Annotated in this window: 13 protein-coding genes; 12 read left to right on the top strand and 1 reads right to left on the bottom strand. The window is 40.8% G+C overall.

What is annotated here, in order from left to right:
- Positions 1-238 precede the first annotated feature (238 nt).
- The 11 genes from N7U62_RS12280 (at position 239) to N7U62_RS12230 (ending at position 15656) form a co-directional block, all read left to right on the top strand.
- Positions 239-562 (top strand): hypothetical protein, encoded by a 324-nt coding sequence (locus N7U62_RS12280; protein WP_264138270.1) that lies wholly within the window; start codon positions 239-241, stop codon positions 560-562.
- A 16-nt stretch (positions 563-578) separates the two neighbouring features.
- Complete coding sequence (locus tag N7U62_RS12275) at positions 579-1700, top strand: hypothetical protein (RefSeq protein WP_264138269.1); 1122 nt, start codon at positions 579-581, stop codon at positions 1698-1700.
- Between the two features lie 10 nt (positions 1701-1710).
- A complete protein-coding gene (locus N7U62_RS12270; RefSeq protein WP_264138268.1) occupies positions 1711-2556 on the top strand; it encodes a hypothetical protein in 846 nt (281 codons plus the stop codon).
- The gene (locus N7U62_RS12265) at positions 2553-3470 is read left to right on the top strand and encodes a hypothetical protein (protein ID WP_264138267.1); all 918 of its coding nucleotides are present in this window, start codon (positions 2553-2555) and stop codon (positions 3468-3470) included. Before N7U62_RS12270 ends, N7U62_RS12265 begins: the two co-directional genes overlap by 4 nt.
- On the top strand, positions 3470-4513 hold the full coding sequence (locus tag N7U62_RS12260; protein WP_264138266.1) for a hypothetical protein: 1044 nt from the start codon (positions 3470-3472) through the stop codon (positions 4511-4513). Before N7U62_RS12265 ends, N7U62_RS12260 begins: the two co-directional genes overlap by 1 nt.
- Positions 4506-5465, top strand: coding sequence for a hypothetical protein (locus tag N7U62_RS12255; RefSeq protein WP_264138265.1), 960 nt, complete (start codon positions 4506-4508; stop codon positions 5463-5465). Before N7U62_RS12260 ends, N7U62_RS12255 begins: the two co-directional genes overlap by 8 nt.
- Positions 5466-6857, top strand: coding sequence for a tropomyosin (locus tag N7U62_RS12250; RefSeq protein ID WP_264138264.1), 1392 nt, complete (start codon positions 5466-5468; stop codon positions 6855-6857).
- Positions 6858-7165: 308 nt separating this feature from the next.
- Positions 7166-8251 carry a hypothetical protein gene (locus tag N7U62_RS12245; protein ID WP_264138263.1) on the top strand — a complete coding sequence of 362 codons (1086 nt, stop codon included), beginning with the start codon at positions 7166-7168 and terminating at the stop codon, positions 8249-8251.
- Between the two features lie 104 nt (positions 8252-8355).
- Positions 8356-11601: an RHS repeat domain-containing protein gene (locus N7U62_RS12240; RefSeq protein ID WP_264138262.1), complete on the top strand. Its 3246-nt coding sequence runs from the start codon at positions 8356-8358 to the stop codon at positions 11599-11601.
- A gap of 12 nt (positions 11602-11613) precedes the next feature.
- Positions 11614-15078 carry a DUF6443 domain-containing protein gene (locus N7U62_RS12235; protein WP_264138261.1) on the top strand — a complete coding sequence of 1155 codons (3465 nt, stop codon included), beginning with the start codon at positions 11614-11616 and terminating at the stop codon, positions 15076-15078.
- Complete coding sequence (locus N7U62_RS12230; RefSeq protein WP_264138260.1) at positions 15078-15656, top strand: DUF922 domain-containing protein; 579 nt, start codon at positions 15078-15080, stop codon at positions 15654-15656. Before N7U62_RS12235 ends, N7U62_RS12230 begins: the two co-directional genes overlap by 1 nt.
- Here N7U62_RS12230 and N7U62_RS12225 read toward each other — a convergent pair.
- Complete coding sequence (locus N7U62_RS12225; protein WP_264140436.1) at positions 15653-15991, bottom strand: helix-turn-helix domain-containing protein; 339 nt, start codon at positions 15989-15991, stop codon at positions 15653-15655. The two genes, N7U62_RS12230 and N7U62_RS12225, sit on opposite strands and share 4 nt — an antisense overlap.
- A 155-nt stretch (positions 15992-16146) precedes the next feature.
- Between N7U62_RS12225 and N7U62_RS12220 the strand changes: the two genes are divergently transcribed.
- Positions 16147-17733, top strand: a complete 1587-nt coding sequence (locus tag N7U62_RS12220; protein ID WP_264138259.1) for an MTBMA_p00010-related P-loop-containing protein — start codon at positions 16147-16149, stop codon at positions 17731-17733.

The raw sequence follows: 17733 nt of genomic DNA, 5'->3' as shown, positions 1-17733 counted from the left end.
TTATAGCGGCAGCATTTCTGAGAAAAATACTTGAACTACATATGACCCAACCCAAATGATAGAATGAATCATTCTAAGTAGATAAAGTATATCCATGAAAATACGTCTAAAACCAACCAAAAAGAGTCTCCAATCTATCGTGGAGCGCAATTCTATTATTTCTTTTTACACCTTTTTTAATCAATGACTCAGTTGGATATTGCCCAATCAAATACATGATTTTTAAATTCAAATAGATATGAAAAAACTAATATTACTATTTTTTTTATTTGGCATATTTAGTATCCAAGCTCAAGAAGCTACTTATGATGTTGTATCTGGAACAGGTAATGGCTTAAGGTTTTGGTCAAGCAACAGTTATAAAATTCACATGGGCGATGGGGCAGAATATCATTATGGGCCAGTAAGTTCCTATAGCATCATATTCATCCCTCATATCACAGTTCAGACGAATAGGCTGAAGAAGATCGAGGATTTGATGCTACATCAGATTGAAATGATGAAAATTATTAAGACCCAAGGTGATAAAATTAAAGAATTAGAGAAACCAAATCAGTATTAACCTACTTCAAAATACCATGAAAAAACTGTTTTCCTGTACAATCTTAATATGTCTCTTCCAGCATATAACCGTCGCTCAAGATTGGAGTGATAGTGGTGAGACAAGTACAACTAATGACAATATCAATGTAATCGGGTATCTAAGAACTACAGACGGGAGTGATCGGTTGCAATTGTTTGTTGATAATGCCGCCAATTACTCCAGAATCATGTGGGGTGATGATTTGGGTGATCGCTTAAGTTTTTATTTCAATTACCATGATGGAACTGCAAGTGATGTGGAAGTAATGACCCTTCAATCAAATGGAAAGGTAGGAATTGGTCAAACCACCCCCTCAACTCGTCTTGAGGTTAGTGGGTCTGAAACTACCAATCGTATTTCTCAATCAGGAGGAACTTATACAGAATTAGCACAAAGGGCTTGGAGTGGCAGTGCAGGAATCTTGTTCAGCGCCTATGCTTCAAATGGATACGTTCAAGGTGGTCTTGCAACTACTGGCAATACTAAATATAAATTTAATGCACAATCTTTTGGTGCGTCACATCATGGAGCAAAAATGATATACACAGATCATTCTAGTATTAGGTTCTTTATCAGCCCAGTCTCTACTGGTGCAGACTCCAATGTAGAATGGGGTCCAGCCGTAATGACCTTAAAAAGAGGCGGAAGAGTAGGAATAGGTACCACCAACCCAGACGAGCTCCTCACCGTCAACGGCACCATCCATAGTTCTGAAGTCAGGGTAGACCTGGATGTACCCGCCCCTGACTATGTCTTCTCCCCCGACTATCAACTCAATACCTTAGAAGAAACCGCTGCCTACATCGAAGAAAACCATCACCTCCCCGAGATCCCCTCTGCCGCTGAGATGGAGGCTAATGGCGTAGAGCTAGGCGAGATGAATATGCTCTTGTTAAAGAAGATTGAAGAACTTACCCTTCACATGATTGAGCTTAAGAAAGAAAACCAGCAATTGAAAGAGGAGCAAAGCCAGACACCAATGGCCAACAGCCAATTAGCCAATCAGATAGAGGGGTTGAAACTGCATATGATAGAGATGAATAAACAGAATATTGAACAGCAAAAACTCATTGAATCTCTTCAACAGGTAGTATCAACATTAAAAAGCACTAAATAAACAATTTAAAATGAAAGTGAAATTTTTATCAATCTTTTTGTTTGCTGTAATTTCAGCAAGTGTCAATGCAAACGCCCAGTCAAAATTGGTTAGCCTGAGTAACGGTGATGGCTGGTACCGGATTATTAGAGGTGCTTCTGCCGCTGGAGGGGGCATGGTAAGAATATATGGAAGTTCCGGAAATAACAGACAAACTCTGATCACTATGAATGTTTCCCTCATGCGATTTGGTCAAGGTGGATCTATTAATATTTCAGATAATTTATTTTATAACACAAATCACGTGGATCAAATTAGAGGTGGTTCTGTAGGAAGTGATGAGTATGTACTGGATATTCATTTCGTCGGAATCAATACACCCAGCAATTTATGGATCACTGTAGATGGTCATAATTTACCCATTCTTGATTCACCTGTTTTTAACCCGACTCCACCCGATAGAAACGTTGTAGATATTTCCGGTCGTGTAGTTGGAACCACTAGCACCAGGTGGCCAGTTTTCATTAATCAAAATGTTGGAATTGGTGTTGCTAATCCAGATTCCAAATTGGTTGTGGATGGAAAAATTAGGAGTGAAGAAGTCAAAGTAGAAATTGTTAATGCCCCCGATTATGTCTTCTCCTCAGACTACCAGCTCAGCACCCTAGAAGAGACAGCTGCCTACATCGAAGAAAACCATCACCTCCCAGAGATCCCCTCTGCTGCAGAGATGGAGGCCAATGGCGTAGAGCTGGGTGAGATGAATATGCTATTGTTGAAGAAGATTGAGGAGTTGACGCTGCATGTAATTGAACTCAGTGAGCAAAATCAAGAATTAAAAAAGGAAATAAATAAAATTAAGGTTAGTGCAAAATGAGATCTTATATTTTAATCTTTAGTTTTTTATTAATTACGTTAAGTAAACTGTCTGGACAGGATATTAACTTTTCATCTGAATACAATCACATTAAATGGCCGATCAACCCTAACTACCCTTACGGTGGAGGAATTACTGGTGATGATGGGGTTTTCAAAAGATTGACCTTATATCATGGACACAGTATAGCTCTTGAGACTGGCTCAAATACTAAGAGTCATTCTTACACCAGAATGTATATCAATTCAACTGGGTTAGTAGGGTTCAGTACGACTACTCCATTGGAAAAATTACACGTCAAAAATGGAGGTACATTGATTGAAATGGATAGTAGGTTCGGTACTGAGCCTAGAATTTTATTTCAGAACGATGGAGATGGAGCAAACCCGTACCAAACTTTTTATAGATGGACAGGGAATTCTAACACATATTTTGCTACTAGATTTTATCATTCAGGTAATCAGGGATTCAAAATACAGGTAGATAATTCAACGGTTGCCTATGGAGAGCATACTTTCAAAGATGTCATGATAATTCAAAGGTCAGGAAAGGTAGGAATCGGAACCACTACCCCTGACGAGCTCCTCACCGTCAACGGCACCATCCATAGTTCTGAAGTCAGGGTAGACCTGGATGTGCCTGCCCCCGACTATGTCTTCTCCCCCGACTACCAGCTCAGCACACTAGAAGAAACCGCTGCCTACATCGAAGAAAACCATCACCTCCCAGAGATCCCCTCTGCCGCAGAGATGGAAGCCAATGGTGTAGAGCTGGGTGAGATGAATATGCTCTTGCTGAAGAAGATAGAGGAGTTGACGTTGCATTTGATAGAGAAAGAGGAGCTATTAGAGAAAGTGCTCATGAGAACCGAACAAATAGAAAATGAATTGAAATTAATTAAACAACAACTCTGATGAAAGGGCTTAGATTATCTATTGTATTGTTATTGATATCACACTGTTCAATTGCCCAAGATTTGATAAGTGGAGGAGCAAATTCCTGGATATTTCATACACCAGATGATGGTAGAACTATGCTATCAATAGCACCCAAAGTAAATGGTAGCTGGGATTTCAGTAAAAGAATCCTATTTGAAAGTAATGGTGAGATAAGTGCTTCTGGCCTAATTGAAGCCTACAGTAGTTCTAGTGGAAATATGTTGGATCTTTTGAGGCTCTCAAATTCTAATGGGAATTATTTAGGGGGTAGTTCTATTCTCTTTACCACAGGAGCTCAAAATACTGCTCGGATAGGGACTCAAAGAACTAATTCAGGGACTAATGGTGATGGTGATTTGATTTTTTACACTCAGAATGGCGGTTCGATGACAGAGAAACTTCGGTTGAAAGACGATGGTAAAATCAATTTTTCTGGAACATTATATAAAAAAATAAGTTCACCTGGCTCTATCGATCCAGCGCTGCTAAGTGCATATTCTGAACACACTACAAATGGAGGTGAATTGCCTATTATATCATTAGGTTTTTCGCAAGGAATTACCTCGGGAACTGACATGGATACCAAGATTTGGTCCTACGCAAGAAATGTCAGTGAATCCAGAAACTTCATAACCATAGGCAGAAGAAGAATCGACCTTTCTTCTGAGAAAGTCTATTTGGATGGAAATTTGGGGATTGGTATATCATCACCTACTGAAAAGCTTGAAGTAGATGGGATGATCAAATCAGAAGAAGTCAAAGTTGAGATTTTGGCTGGTACAGCCCCCGACTATGTCTTCTCCCCCGACTACCAGCTCAGCACCCTAGAAGAAACCGCGGCCTACATCGAAGAAAACCATCACCTACCAGAGATCCCCTCTGCTGCAGAGATTGAGGCCAATGGCGTAGAACTGGGCGAGATGAATATGCTCTTGCTGAAGAAGATAGAGGAGCTGACGCTGCATGTAATTGAGCTGAAAAAAGAAGTCGAAACACTAAAATCTATTAAAGATGAATAACATTAGAATTGTTTTTTTCATAACCCTTATCTCTATGTTGGTAAGTCAATTTGTTTTAGCACAACAAACAACTAATCTTAGTATTACCAAGACATACCCCAGAATAGAACTAATAAATAGTTCGATAAATAAATATGGTTGGTCGGCAATAGAGTTTAAAAGTCCGAATACTTCCAGCGATACTTATTATCGTTTTTTTAGTGAGCGGACCGCAGATGGAGATGGTGTTGGAAGTTTGAATTATCGATTTCGGAAATTTAAGGAAGGATACTGGTATGATTTTATTGTTATTGGAGATGATTCCAATACTCTTTATTTAAATGGACTAAAGTCCAATGGATCAGAGCCTTTTGGAAATGTGGTTATTAAATATGGAAACCTATCGATTGGTTCAAATCCGGGAGATGCCAACTTAACCATTGGTGGTGGCGCATTAACAACTTATAATTTAAAAATTCAAGATAAGTTAGGAAGAGCTGTAGAACTAATTTCACCGACAGAAGGTAGTCCTTATGGTCGACTAAAGATAAGTTCAACTATATCGCATTTGAGGTTGGGGGTTCGTGATTATCCTGATGCATTACATCTAAGCGGCCATTCCGGTTATGTTGGAATAGGGACAACTACGCCCGACGAACTCCTAACCGTCAATGGCACCATCCACAGCTCTGAAGTCAGAGTCGACCTGGATGTACCCGCCCCCGACTATGTTTTCTCCCCCGACTACCAGCTCAGCACCCTAGAAGAGACAGCTGCCTACATCGAAGAAAATCATCACCTCCCAGAGATCCCCTCTGCTGCAGAGATGGAAGCCAATGGCGTAGAGCTGGGAGAGATGAATATGCTACTCTTGAAGAAGATCGAGGAGTTGACGTTGCATTTGATAGAGAAGGAGGAGCAAATGAATGAAATGCAAAAGGAAATTGATTTGTTAAAGGAAAAAGTAAAATAAATGGGAATTGAGTTTAAGCATGTTTTTAGTCTTTTTCTGTTATTATTCACGGTTTCAGCTCAGGGACAAATAACAGAAGAACCTATTACAGGGAATGTTGGGATAGGAGGTAGTTCCTCGACTAGCTATAAGTTGAATGTGGATGGTGAACAAAGGATTAATTCTGGCAGTGAAACTAATTCGGTCCTTAAATTAAACAATTGGCATACAAACCAGTCAAAGTTTAAAGGATCAATGCTATCTTTTACTACAGCAAGCGAGGGAAGATATGGTCATTTTAAGTTTATTAATGCTAGCGATGTACATGGAATTAAGTTTAGTGTAGGATCTCAAGGAAATCTCTATACTGCGGGAAATGTTGGAATTGGCATAAGTAGTCCCCAGGCAAAACTTCATGTGTTTGGTGCAGGTGAGCAAGTAATAATAGGCGACCCAGAGAATTCATCAATTCCTGCATTGAAATTCTTTGGAGGACATAATACGGGCTATGCTTACATCCAGGCTGGAGGAAGTGCACCAGGCAAGCTTAGAATTACGCGCTATCAAACTACATCTGCAAGTTTAGATGAATTTCAAGTGTACTCTTCTATAAGCTCTTTTAATGGGTTTGTTGGAATTGGAACCAATTCCCCAGAATCTAAATTACATTTGAAAGGAGATGGTTTGAGTTTTTGGATATCTCGAAATACTTATAGAGCCGTTGGATCTGAGATTGGCATTGATTTTCGACAGTTAACTCACAATGGATCTCTTCGGACAGGAGGGGCGATAAAATCAATTTCGACAAATTCATATTACGGAGGTAATGGTTCTACATACGATTCACATCTTGTTTTGTACAGTACGGGTGATGGGGATCTTATTGAAGGATTGCGTATTGATGATAATGGAAATGTTGGAATAGGGACAACTACGCCCGACGAGCTCCTTACAGTCAATGGCACCATCCACAGCTCTGAAGTCAGAGTCGACCTGGATGTGCCCGCCCCCGATTATGTCTTCTCCCCCGACTACCAGCTCAGCACACTAGAAGAAACCGCTGCCTACATCGAAGAAAACCATCATCTCCCAGAGATTCCCTCTGCCGCAGAGATGGAAGCCAATGGCGTAGAGCTGGGCGAGATGAATATGCTACTCTTGAAGAAGATTGAGGAACTGACGCTGCATATGATAGAGCTTAAGAAAGAAAATCAGCAATTGAAGGAGGAGCAAAGCCAAGCGCCAATGGCCAATAGCCAACTAGCCAATCAGATCGAGGAGTTGACGTTGCATACGATAGAACAGGAAAAGGCAATCAAAACCAAAGAGGAAAGATTGGTGAAGTTGGAAAGTCAAAATGAAGCATTGACTAAGAGGTTGGAAGCGATTGAGCAAATATTAAGCGAGCGATGAAACAGTTTGGGGCAATTGGTTTTGACTGATGATCAATAATGGATCAGAAGATTGTTTTGGGAAATAGTGTGTCCGTTATTTGACATTCTGCCAGTCAGGTCTTAATATAGCGGTAGCATTTCCGAGAACAACTTTTACTGAAAAATGAATCAGAGCCAGCGTGCTCCAGTGATAAGTATGTTTATGACTTTATATTAAATGAACCAACCGAAAAATCAAATCTTAATATTGTTCCCTTCCTATTCATATTGCTCTACTTGGCAATTTGTTGGCTGTTTTTATTCATCTGTTTATAGACCGTTTAACCAATGAAAAGACTATTTTCTATTGCTGTATTGTTGTTTTTGGTACAATCAGCTTTTTCACAAACTTATAACAATACGGCACCCAATGGTAGTACCTGGTACAAGCTGAAGACTAGGGGTAGACATGTAGTGCAAATCAATGGTAGTGGGGATTATGCACACTTACAGGTGATCGCTCACATTGTATCTGGTAGCTACAATACTGCAGAGTATACCATCCTTAGCGAGTACAATTATAATCATAAGCAAATTGAGTTCAAATGGGGCTATATCGGAAATCAGCACGATAGATATCTGGCAATAAAAACAGAGCCTACTCCGAATGCCTCTTATTCAAGAGGGTTTACCATCACAGATATTTCTGATCCTTCTAAGGTCTTTGAACTAGAGTTGATTACTGATCCTGGTCAGGTGGTAGAGATTGGGCCACATAACATGGTCTATGTCAAAGAGCATCAGAGGAAGGTAGGGATTGGTACTACAGATCCTCAGACTAGATTGCATGTTTCTACGGGAACGAATGGTGATGCAGTATTGAAAATAGAAGCTGATACTGATAACAGCAATGAAGGGGATAATGCCCGAATAGAACTCGTGCAAGATGGTGGTAGCTTAGGCGCGAAGATAGGAATGGATCAATCCTGGCCTTCAGCGGTAAATGCCCCTGACAATCTTTTTAGGATTGTAACGAGATATGCCAATGTAGATCGAACAGATGCCTTTGTAATTGACAATTCAAATGGCAATATCGGAATTGGGACTGCAAATCCAGGTCAAAAACTGGAGGTTAATGGTACCATTCGTTCCAAAGAAGTTAAGGTTGAAGCCAACAACTGGCCAGACTATGTCTTTGCTGATGACTATCAACTCACCACACTAGAAGAAACAGCCCAATACATCCAGCAAAACCGTCACCTACCAGAGGTTCCCTCTGCCATTGAGATGGAAGCCAATGGGGTAGAGCTGGGAGAGATGAACATGCTCTTGCTCAAGAAGATTGAGGAGTTGACGCTTCATTTGATTGAGCAGCAAGAGCTGATCAAAGAGCAGAATGAAAGAATTGAAAAATTGGAAAATCAAATAAAATGAATAAGGATTTACTTTTAAACCAACTAGTGAATATGAGATTTCAGGTTAAAGCCAGAAAGGTCATAACAATTTTTATTTGCGTGTTCTTAAAATGCTCAATTATAATGGGGCAGGAATTATTACAACCTCAAGTGCCTTTGCCTCCTGAAGCTGCTGCTATATCTAAATTCGGTGATATTGATGTGTCTCTATACACAGGAACGCCATCGATTTCTATTCCAATTTATACAATTAACACTGGAGATGTTGAATTGCCAATATCTTTGGACTATCATGCTTCAGGTAACAAAGTTACAGAAGAAGCCAGCTGGGTAGGACTAGGATGGTCACTAAATGCAGGAGGTGTCATTACTAGAGACATTCGTGGTAGTGATGATTTGACATCTGGTACTGGTTTTTTGGCCCATGTCAATGATTTGCCATTACCTCCTCCTATTAATAATGATTGTAATATAGCCTGGGATGTTGATAGCGACGGGGTGGCTGAGATGTATCTCTGGGAAACTGAGAATTCTGAAAAGGATTATTTTCCTACCATGTCTCCATATAATAATAATGATTGGTCTTCTGATTTATATTCCGTTTCATATCCTGCTGGCGTTGGAAAATTTATTATCGTAGGTGCCAATGAACAGCAAACTTTGATTCATTCGGATGCTAAGATTGAAAGAAAGAATAGTGGAAGTACGACCAATTGGGAAATTACTGATGAAAAAGGGACAGTGTACAAATATGAAAGCAAACAGTATTCAAATATTGATGAGCAAAAGTATATTACAGCCTGGTATTTGACTTCAATTGTACCAGTCAAAGGTGAAAACAGTAAAATAACATTTGAATATTCAAGTGCTTTAAATGTACAAGGAATTCCTAAACTTATTCAACTAGTTAGAACTGGGAATCCTTGTAATCAACCATTGACAAGTGAATCCATACAATCAGTAGATTTCGATGTTTTTTATCCGGAAAAGATAACTTTTCCTAATGGCTATGTCGAATTTATAGAAGATACGGCCAATCCTAGATTGGATCTTTCAGGGGCAAAAAGATTAAGGTATATCAAAGTTTATTCTAGCATTAATGGTGTTGATCAATTGATAAAAACTGTTGAGCTAGAAACAAGTTATTTTGAGGCAAGTGGCAGTACAGGGTATGCCAATAAAATATCATTAGATGATGAAGCGAACCTTATATCCAAAAGATTAAAATTAGAGGCATTGACTATCAACGATGGTAGATATGACTTCTCCTATAATGGTAAAAATCTATTACCAAAGACATCATATGGGATAGATCACTGGGGCTATGCCAACAGGGCAAGTAATAGCACCCTTGTGCCTGATAATGAGGCTAGACCTGGTGCAGATAGGGAGGTACATGAAGATTATGTAGAATCAAATGTTTTGTCTTCTATTCAATACCCGACTGGGGGTAAAACAGACTTTGTGTTTGAACCGCATTTGTTAGGGATTATATCTGGCGACACAAAGTGGGTCATGCAAGAAAAAAAGGAATATGTAAGGATTGGTTATCAGCAATATGCTACAGAATTAATTACTCCGTCTACATCTCCGAATTTTGATTATACCTATAATCTGGAGGTTCCATCTAATCTGTCGGGAACTATGCAGTGCAAAGCCAGTTTTTCTGCAATTGGTCCTTATAGTTTTGGTACAGCATCCCTCACAATTAATGGGAACGGAAATCAAACTTTTCATAATCTACCGCAAGGAACAGAAGTTAATTTTCAGCAATATTTAGAAGGTGGCAATTATTTGCTCCAGTTTAATCTTCCATCAGGTGCTAGCGGAATAGATATGGATCCAGAATCTGGAAATGCCATGTTGTATTTTGAGGTAATATGGGAGGAATTAGTAGAAGTACCAGTTGCCGATTATCTAGAATACGGTCCTGGACTAAGAATCAAACAAATCATAAATGATGATGGGGATGGCCAAATAACCACTAAAAATTATTCCTATGGGGGAGGGGAACTCATGGTGAAAACTGTCTATTCCTATCCAAATTATTGCGAAACTACAAGTGGTAGGACAGTGGGGCTTGAAATGCATTCCAGACCAGTATATGATGAAAATTTGTTCAATGGTAGTATTGTAGGATATGACAAGGTTACCGTAGAGCTAGGAGGTGAGGGGAGTATCGGTAAGGAAGTTTATAACTATTACAATGAAAGACCATATGAATCTGTACACTATAACCCATTCAGTTGTAGCGTCGCGGTACAGCCTGGTTCCTTGCCTACTTTACCAATAATTCGACCTCTTGAGACTCCTTTTTTTGCTGATATGCAAAATGGAAACTTGCTTTCTAAAGAAGTGTATAAGGCCAATGATTCTGGACAACCTATTTACACATTAGTTAATACTTATTCAGATTCTGAAATGTCTGACAATAGCAAAGTCTTTCATCAAATTTTATTGCATACTCATTTTGAAACGGTAAATCCAGATTGGAATTCTGGAAGTCATGTGGAGACAGTGATGTTCTTTTATCCAATCAATTCAGATAAAAATCAGTTGATCAGCAAAGTAGAGTCCGATCTTGATAATGGACAATGGATCACCAAAACCACCAATTTTTTTTATGGTTCTGATCAACATTTACAAATTGTTAAAGAAGAACATAGTAGTTCCAGTGGTGGAACTCAGGCGATTTCTTATAGATATAGTGAGGACTATGCAGGTGGAGCATTGACCGGATTGATTGGGAGAAACATGGTAGGTGTTCCCATTGAGACATTTAGATGGGTAAATGATAGGATAACAGGAGCAAGTGCGGTTAGTTTTGATGAAGATGAGTTACCTAGCGATTTCTATTCTTTAGAAATTGTCAATCCCTTGGATAATTTTTCAGGTTCTAGTAATGGTGTTTCCTTTGATGCTTATGAATTAAAGGCTAGTATTTTAACTAGAGATGCAGGGGGTAATGTAACCAGCCAGCAAATGGCCAACAATACTGTTACCAGTTTTATCTGGGGCTATAATTCGAAGTATCCTGTAGCTAAAGTAGAGGGAGCTAATTATTCAGAGATTTCGAGTTACGCTAGCAATATTCAAAGTAAATCAAATCTAGACGATGATACCTGTCAGGGAACCACTGGTTGTGATGAAGCCAATTTAAGAGCGGCCTTAAATGCTTTGCGCAATGGTGTAAGTGGAGCCATGGTCACCACCTATACCTACGATCCATTGGTAGGAATGACCAGTCAAACCGACTCGAACGGCAGGACGACCTACTACGAATATGATGATTTTGGCAGACTGGAACGTGTGATTGATGATGAGGGGAATCCAGTGTCGGCCTACGAGTACAATTACAAAAACCAATAAACCAGCCTAACGATGAAGAAATTAGCGATGAAACAACCAATCCTAATCCTAGTGCTATTGATGACTGGTCTTCAAGGCTGGGCTCAAGATGAGAACTATGTACGAAGTACCCAATACCGTGCCACTAACGCTGGTTCTGCAGTAGTAACTGAGCAGTATTTCGACGGTTTAGGCAGACCCACCCAGACAGTAGCCAAGAGTCAATCGCCTACTAATAAGGATATAGTCAGTGTAGTGACCTATGATGACTATGGACGCCAGGAAAAGACTTATTTGCCCTACACGCGAACTTCTGCAGTGGGCTCAGATGCTAACTGGGAGACGAATGTGGATACTTTCTATGACAATATGTTTGGGAATAATGAAGGAAGTCATGCCTTTTCTCAATCCGTGTATGAACCTTCACCTCTCAACCGGGTCATTGAACAGCATGGTCCAGGGAGTGCATGGAGTAGCCGTCCAGTAGAGATGAGCTACGAGATCGTAGGAGCCAGTGAAGTCAAACTCTGGCAACTGGATCCATCGGGACTACCCGAGCAAAATGGGAACTATGCGGCAGGTAGCTTGTACAAGAATGTGACCGAAGATGAAAACAACAATGAAGTAGTGGAATACATAGACAAGCAAGGTCGAACTGTACTCAAACGAGTAGAAGATGAACAAAGCAATGGTTCTACCGCAGACGACTGGCTGGATACCTACTATGTCTATGACGATTTTGGTAACCTGCGCTATGTGTTGCCACCTAACATCACCAGAGATGGTGTGACAGTGAATGTAGCGGATGAGGATAATCAATATTATGATGAAGATATATTGCTTGACGAACAAGACCCGGGAGGAGAGCTGTTCGTCAGCGAAGCGCATTCGATCACTCTGGCCCCCGGCTTTAGCTTTACCGCTACGGCAAGTAAGAGCTTTCTGGCGGCCACTGGTCATCCTGCGATTCGCTATGGTAAATTCAAAGACCTGGCCTTCGAGTATCTCTATGATGAGCGCCAGCGGATGATCGCCAAGAAGGTGCCTGGTGCAGACTGGGTCTACCTGGTCTATGACCAATGGGATAGACTGGTGCTAACACAGGATGGTAACCAACGAAGTACCAATGAATGGAACTTTACCAAATATGACCAATTCAATCGTCCGGTGATGACAGGTATCACGACAGATACCCGCTCAAGAGACCAGATCCAGAAAGACTTGAAAAGCCAAAGTGCTTCGGCCCGCTACGTGAGTCGAGGAGGAAGTATACATGAATACAACAATGTCGGCTATCCTAGCGTATCTAGCAATGATGTGTTGACAGTAACCTACTATGACAGCTACCCAAGTTTCATGAGTAGCTATGCTTTCGTGGCATTGAGTGGCTATCCACAAAGTGGAGAAAAAAACCTGGCCTTGAAAGGTCAGGTGACTGCCTCAAAAACGAAGGTGCTGGATGGATCCAATACCTATTTGAAATCTGTGATCTACTATGATGATAAATATCGCCCGATTCAGACTTTTACAGAAAACCATCTGGGAGGCTATGACCGAGTGACCAATAAGTATCTCTTCTCAGGGGAAGTCCAAAAGACGAAACGCTATCACAAGAAAACCTCAGGGTCTGCAGTGAAGCACATAGAGGAGATCTATACCTACGACCATGTGGGTAGACTGGAGACCACTCGTACGATCATAGATGGTAAAAGCAGTACTGTGGCGATGAGCTACAACGAACTGGGAGAGCTAACTACCAAAGACCTGGCAGGCATACAAAATGTAGACTATGACTACAACATCCGAGGCTGGCTGACCAAAATCAACAATGGAACGACCAGTGGAACTGATAAGTTCGGGATGACACTCAAATATCAAGATGCGACGAATCCACAATACAATGGCAACATCGGAGAGATGAGCTGGAGGAGTCTGGGCGGAACCAATACTACAACTCAGACCTACAAGTATAGCTACGATCATGTGAACCGCATCAAAACTGCAGTCTACTCAAGCTCTAATACAGGGCTGAATGGAGACTTCACGGTGAATGGCATCAGCTATGACGCGAATGGCAACATCAAGAGCCTGAGAAGGTACATGGATGGAAGTGAGATCGATGAGCTGACCTATAGCTACGAAACAGGCAGCCCAAACCGTCTGGCGAAAGTAACAGATGCGGGATCTGGAACGAAATCGAAAGGTTTCGACAATGGCAGCTCAGGGACGGGTACAGACTACAGCTATGACGCCAATGGAAACATGATCTCTGACGCCAATAAAGGTATCAGCAGTATCACTTACAACTACCTGAATCTACCTCAGACAGTGGTAACGCCAGATGGATCAGTGACCTACACCTACGATGCAGTGGGTATGAAACTTCAAAAGGTAGCAGTTTCAGGTAATAACACAACGACTACCGACTACATAGGAGGTGTTCACTACCTGGATGGAGCGTTGGACTTTGTACAGCATGCAGAGGGTAGATACAAATATACCACCAGCCAATACGAGTACAACCTGACTGATCACTTGGGTAATGTAAGAGTGACTGTCAATGAATCTGGCACAGTTGTACAGACGGATGATTACTATCCTTTTGGGCTAACTTTTAACTCTTACACTTCTGGTACTGAGAACCTGTATAAGTTTAATGGAGTAGAGGAAGAAAAAGAGACTGGGAACTACCAAACCTTATTTAGAGGATATGACCCTTCATTGGGAAGGTTTATGCAAATCGATCCAATGGCTGATTTTTTACCTGGGATTAACCCTTATCAATTTGGGTTCAATAATCCTGTCAATATGATGGATCCAGATGGTTTGTGGCCATGGAATAAAAAGAAGAAACAAGATAGGAATACGAAAAAGCAAACTCATTCAAAAACTGGTTGGGGCCCAGGGAAGAAGAAAGAGAAGCAACGGAAACAAAGAGGTAAAGCACCTTCTTCAACTGCAAGTAGTTCTTCAAATAATAATTCTACTTCAAACACTGATGACGATGATGATTCGAGTGGTGGATCAGATATTCCATTTATTGTATTTGAAACACCTTCGCTAGGTGGATATGAGCCTCAAAAATCGAAGGTAGGAGTAATTGATTATACTCCAAGAGAAATACCTAAACCAGTGGTTAATAAACCTATCAGTTATCCAGTTTTCTTTCAACCTACTGCGGGTAGACATATCGAAACACGTCCAGTTTGGGCAGAGGAACAGTACACAATACCCGAAAATGTGATGCATGGACTAATTATTCCTATTGCAAATTATTTGAAGCAAAAAAGTGGCACGACAGTTGATTTTCAGTTCAGAACAGCATCAGATTTGGATGAGGCTTTGCCAAAAAACAAAAGTATGACTGGTCAAGAATTATTGGATAAAAGAGCTGCTGCCTATAAGAGGGCATTCAAAAGGCTAGGGATTGATCCCTCAAGAATTACTACTGATGGTGTCCAAACGGTAAACAACCACTTGAGAATAATTATTAAGTAATGAGGGTGATCACTTTCTTCTTTCTATCTCTAAATAGTTTTGTGGTTCAAGGTCAAAGTGAACCACAAAACGATAGTTTGATTTATTGGGATGAAAGAGAGTTAGAGTGGAGTGACTTTACCGCTAGAGTAGGGCTACTAGAAGAGATTATGGGTGAAGCTATTTCATATTGTACGGTTCTTGCGTCCACTATTGATAAGGATAGTTGCTTATATTATGAGATTTATACAGTTTTTAACACGAATCACTCATGGGTCTCGGGAATTCAAAGCTCTGAATTACTAAGACATGAACAGCTCCACTTTGATATTGTTGAGCTTCACTCACGCAAAATAAGAAAGGCTATTATTGATGGGGTGACTCAAGGTGATAGTCAGGAAGAAGTGGGAAAAAGAATTACTTCATTGATCAATGAAGTATCAGTGGTTCAAAATGATTACGATGACGAAACGCTACATGGGCAAGACGCTGATCGCCAGCAAGAATGGGTAACTAAAGTGAGAGACTCCCTAAAGCAATATGAGTCTTATTCTAGCCCTACAGGAAATGTGTTTTTCCCAACAAGCCAAAATGATTAAACTTCGTAAGCGGCTTTAGTTCTAAAATCTCTAATATATGCGCTAATGACCTTCATTAGCGCATTTTTTTCGTCATCAGGCATAGAATCCACTTCTTTGAATTGCTTCAAGAGTGCAGTGTCCTTGATGGCACTATCCACTTCATTACCGAGTAGGTAATCAGTCGTTACATCTAAAGCATCAGCAATTTTTTTAAGCACAAGAGCAGAAGGCGTAACCAAATCCTTTTCATACTTGGATATGTTTTTTTGATGTGTCTCAGCGATATCACCCAGTTCTTGTTGTGAAATCTTCTTTTGCATCCGAGCAAGTTTTATCTTCTCTCCTAAGGTCATAAAGCGTAAATAATCTAATGAAATAGCTTTAAAAGCGAATAACACTCAAATATACCATTAATAAGGTAGTAAAAAATACCTAAAGGTTTGATTGATTAATACCTAAATGCTACATTTGGAGCAAATAGGTATAAGAAAAGAAAATCAAACTTTTTATGGGCACTCCTGACAAACGACACTTAGACACCACCAACGCAGACCACATCATCTACCAATACGACATGATCGACATTACGATCCTGGGCGGTATCAGACTGGAAGGATTGGACAGAATGCGGGTCACGCTCAAAATACAAGTAGAACACCTAGCACTAAGACATAACCTGGACCTGTACAATGACACCCAGGTAGAGAAGCTGATCCGAAAAGTAGCGGAGAAACTAGAGATCGGGACATCAGTGATTGCAGCAGCCCTTTTGGATCTGACCGACCTGATCGAGCAGTACAGACTGGAAGAGCTGGAACGACAAACCCAAACCCAGGACAAAAGGAAGATGCTGACCACCGAAGAAATCAAAGCAGCCAAAACCTACCTGTCAGCCCCTAACCTCATGCAGCGCACCATGGAAGATATAGGCAAGGCCGGAGTGATCGGAGAAACCAGTAACAGGTTACTTATGTACCTGATCTTCACCAGTAGAAAGCGACAAAACCCATTACACATCATTAGCCTGGGCAGTTCTGGAATCGGCAAAACACACTTACAAGAGAAAGTAGGCCAGCTGATTCCCGAAGAAGACAAAATAGAAATCACGACCCTAAGCGAAAATGCTTTTTACTACTTCGGCCAAAGGCAGCTACAACACAAACTGGTTTTGATAGAAGACTTGGACGGAGCAGAAGGCGCACTGTATCCACTCAGAGAATTACAAAGCAAAAAGCGAATCAATAAAACAGTAGTACACAAGAATACAAAAGGAGAAACCAGAAGCGTCAACCTGATGGTAGAAGGCCCTGTGAGCGTGTCAGGATGTACCACCAAAGAAAGCCTGTATGAAGACAATGCCAATCGAAACTTTTTGATCTACATTGACGAAAGCCCCGAGCAAGACCAACAGATCATGCAATACCAAAGGAAGCTCTCAGCAGGAAAGATTGATACCACAGAAGAAGAAAAGCTACAAGAGCAGTTCCGGAATATGCAAAGGGCACTAGTCCCCGTTGCAGTTCGTAACCCCTATGCCGAGCTCTTGCAAATCCCTGTAGAAGTGTTCAAGCCAAGAAGGACAAACGCCCATTACCTGGCCTTTATCGAGGTGGTGACTTTTTACCACCAATATCAAAGAGAGAAGCAATACGACAAGGAAACAGGAGAAGAGTTCATAGAAACCACACTGGAAGATATTAGAGAAGCAAACGAACTACTGAAAGACGTACTGATCCGAAAGAGCGATCTGTTGACAGGTGCTTGCCGGAATTACTTTGAGAGCCTGAAAACCCACCTGAAAATAGAAGGCAAGCTGACCTTTAGCAATCGGGAAATCAGGCAAGTACTCAGGACGAAATCAACGACACTCAAACGCTACCATCAGCAATTACTGGAAGCAGGGATGATCAGAGTAAAAGCAGGAAAACGGTACAGGGGCTATGAATATGAAATCGTCAATCAACAGGAATACAAAGAACTAAGAGAAGGGATCGGCAGTGTATTGGATCAGATCATCATGAAGCTAGAGAAGCCCAGCAGACCACCAGTAGCCCAAAGTGGAAATAGTCCAGTTAAAACAAAGAAAGCCAGTTAG

Origin of the sequence: Reichenbachiella ulvae (genome assembly GCF_025833875.1) — a bacterium.
Lineage (GTDB): Bacteria > Bacteroidota > Bacteroidia > Cytophagales > Cyclobacteriaceae > Reichenbachiella > Reichenbachiella ulvae.
Note: the sequence above shows the minus strand (reverse complement) of the source record. Positions and strands in the feature narration are given on the sequence as shown.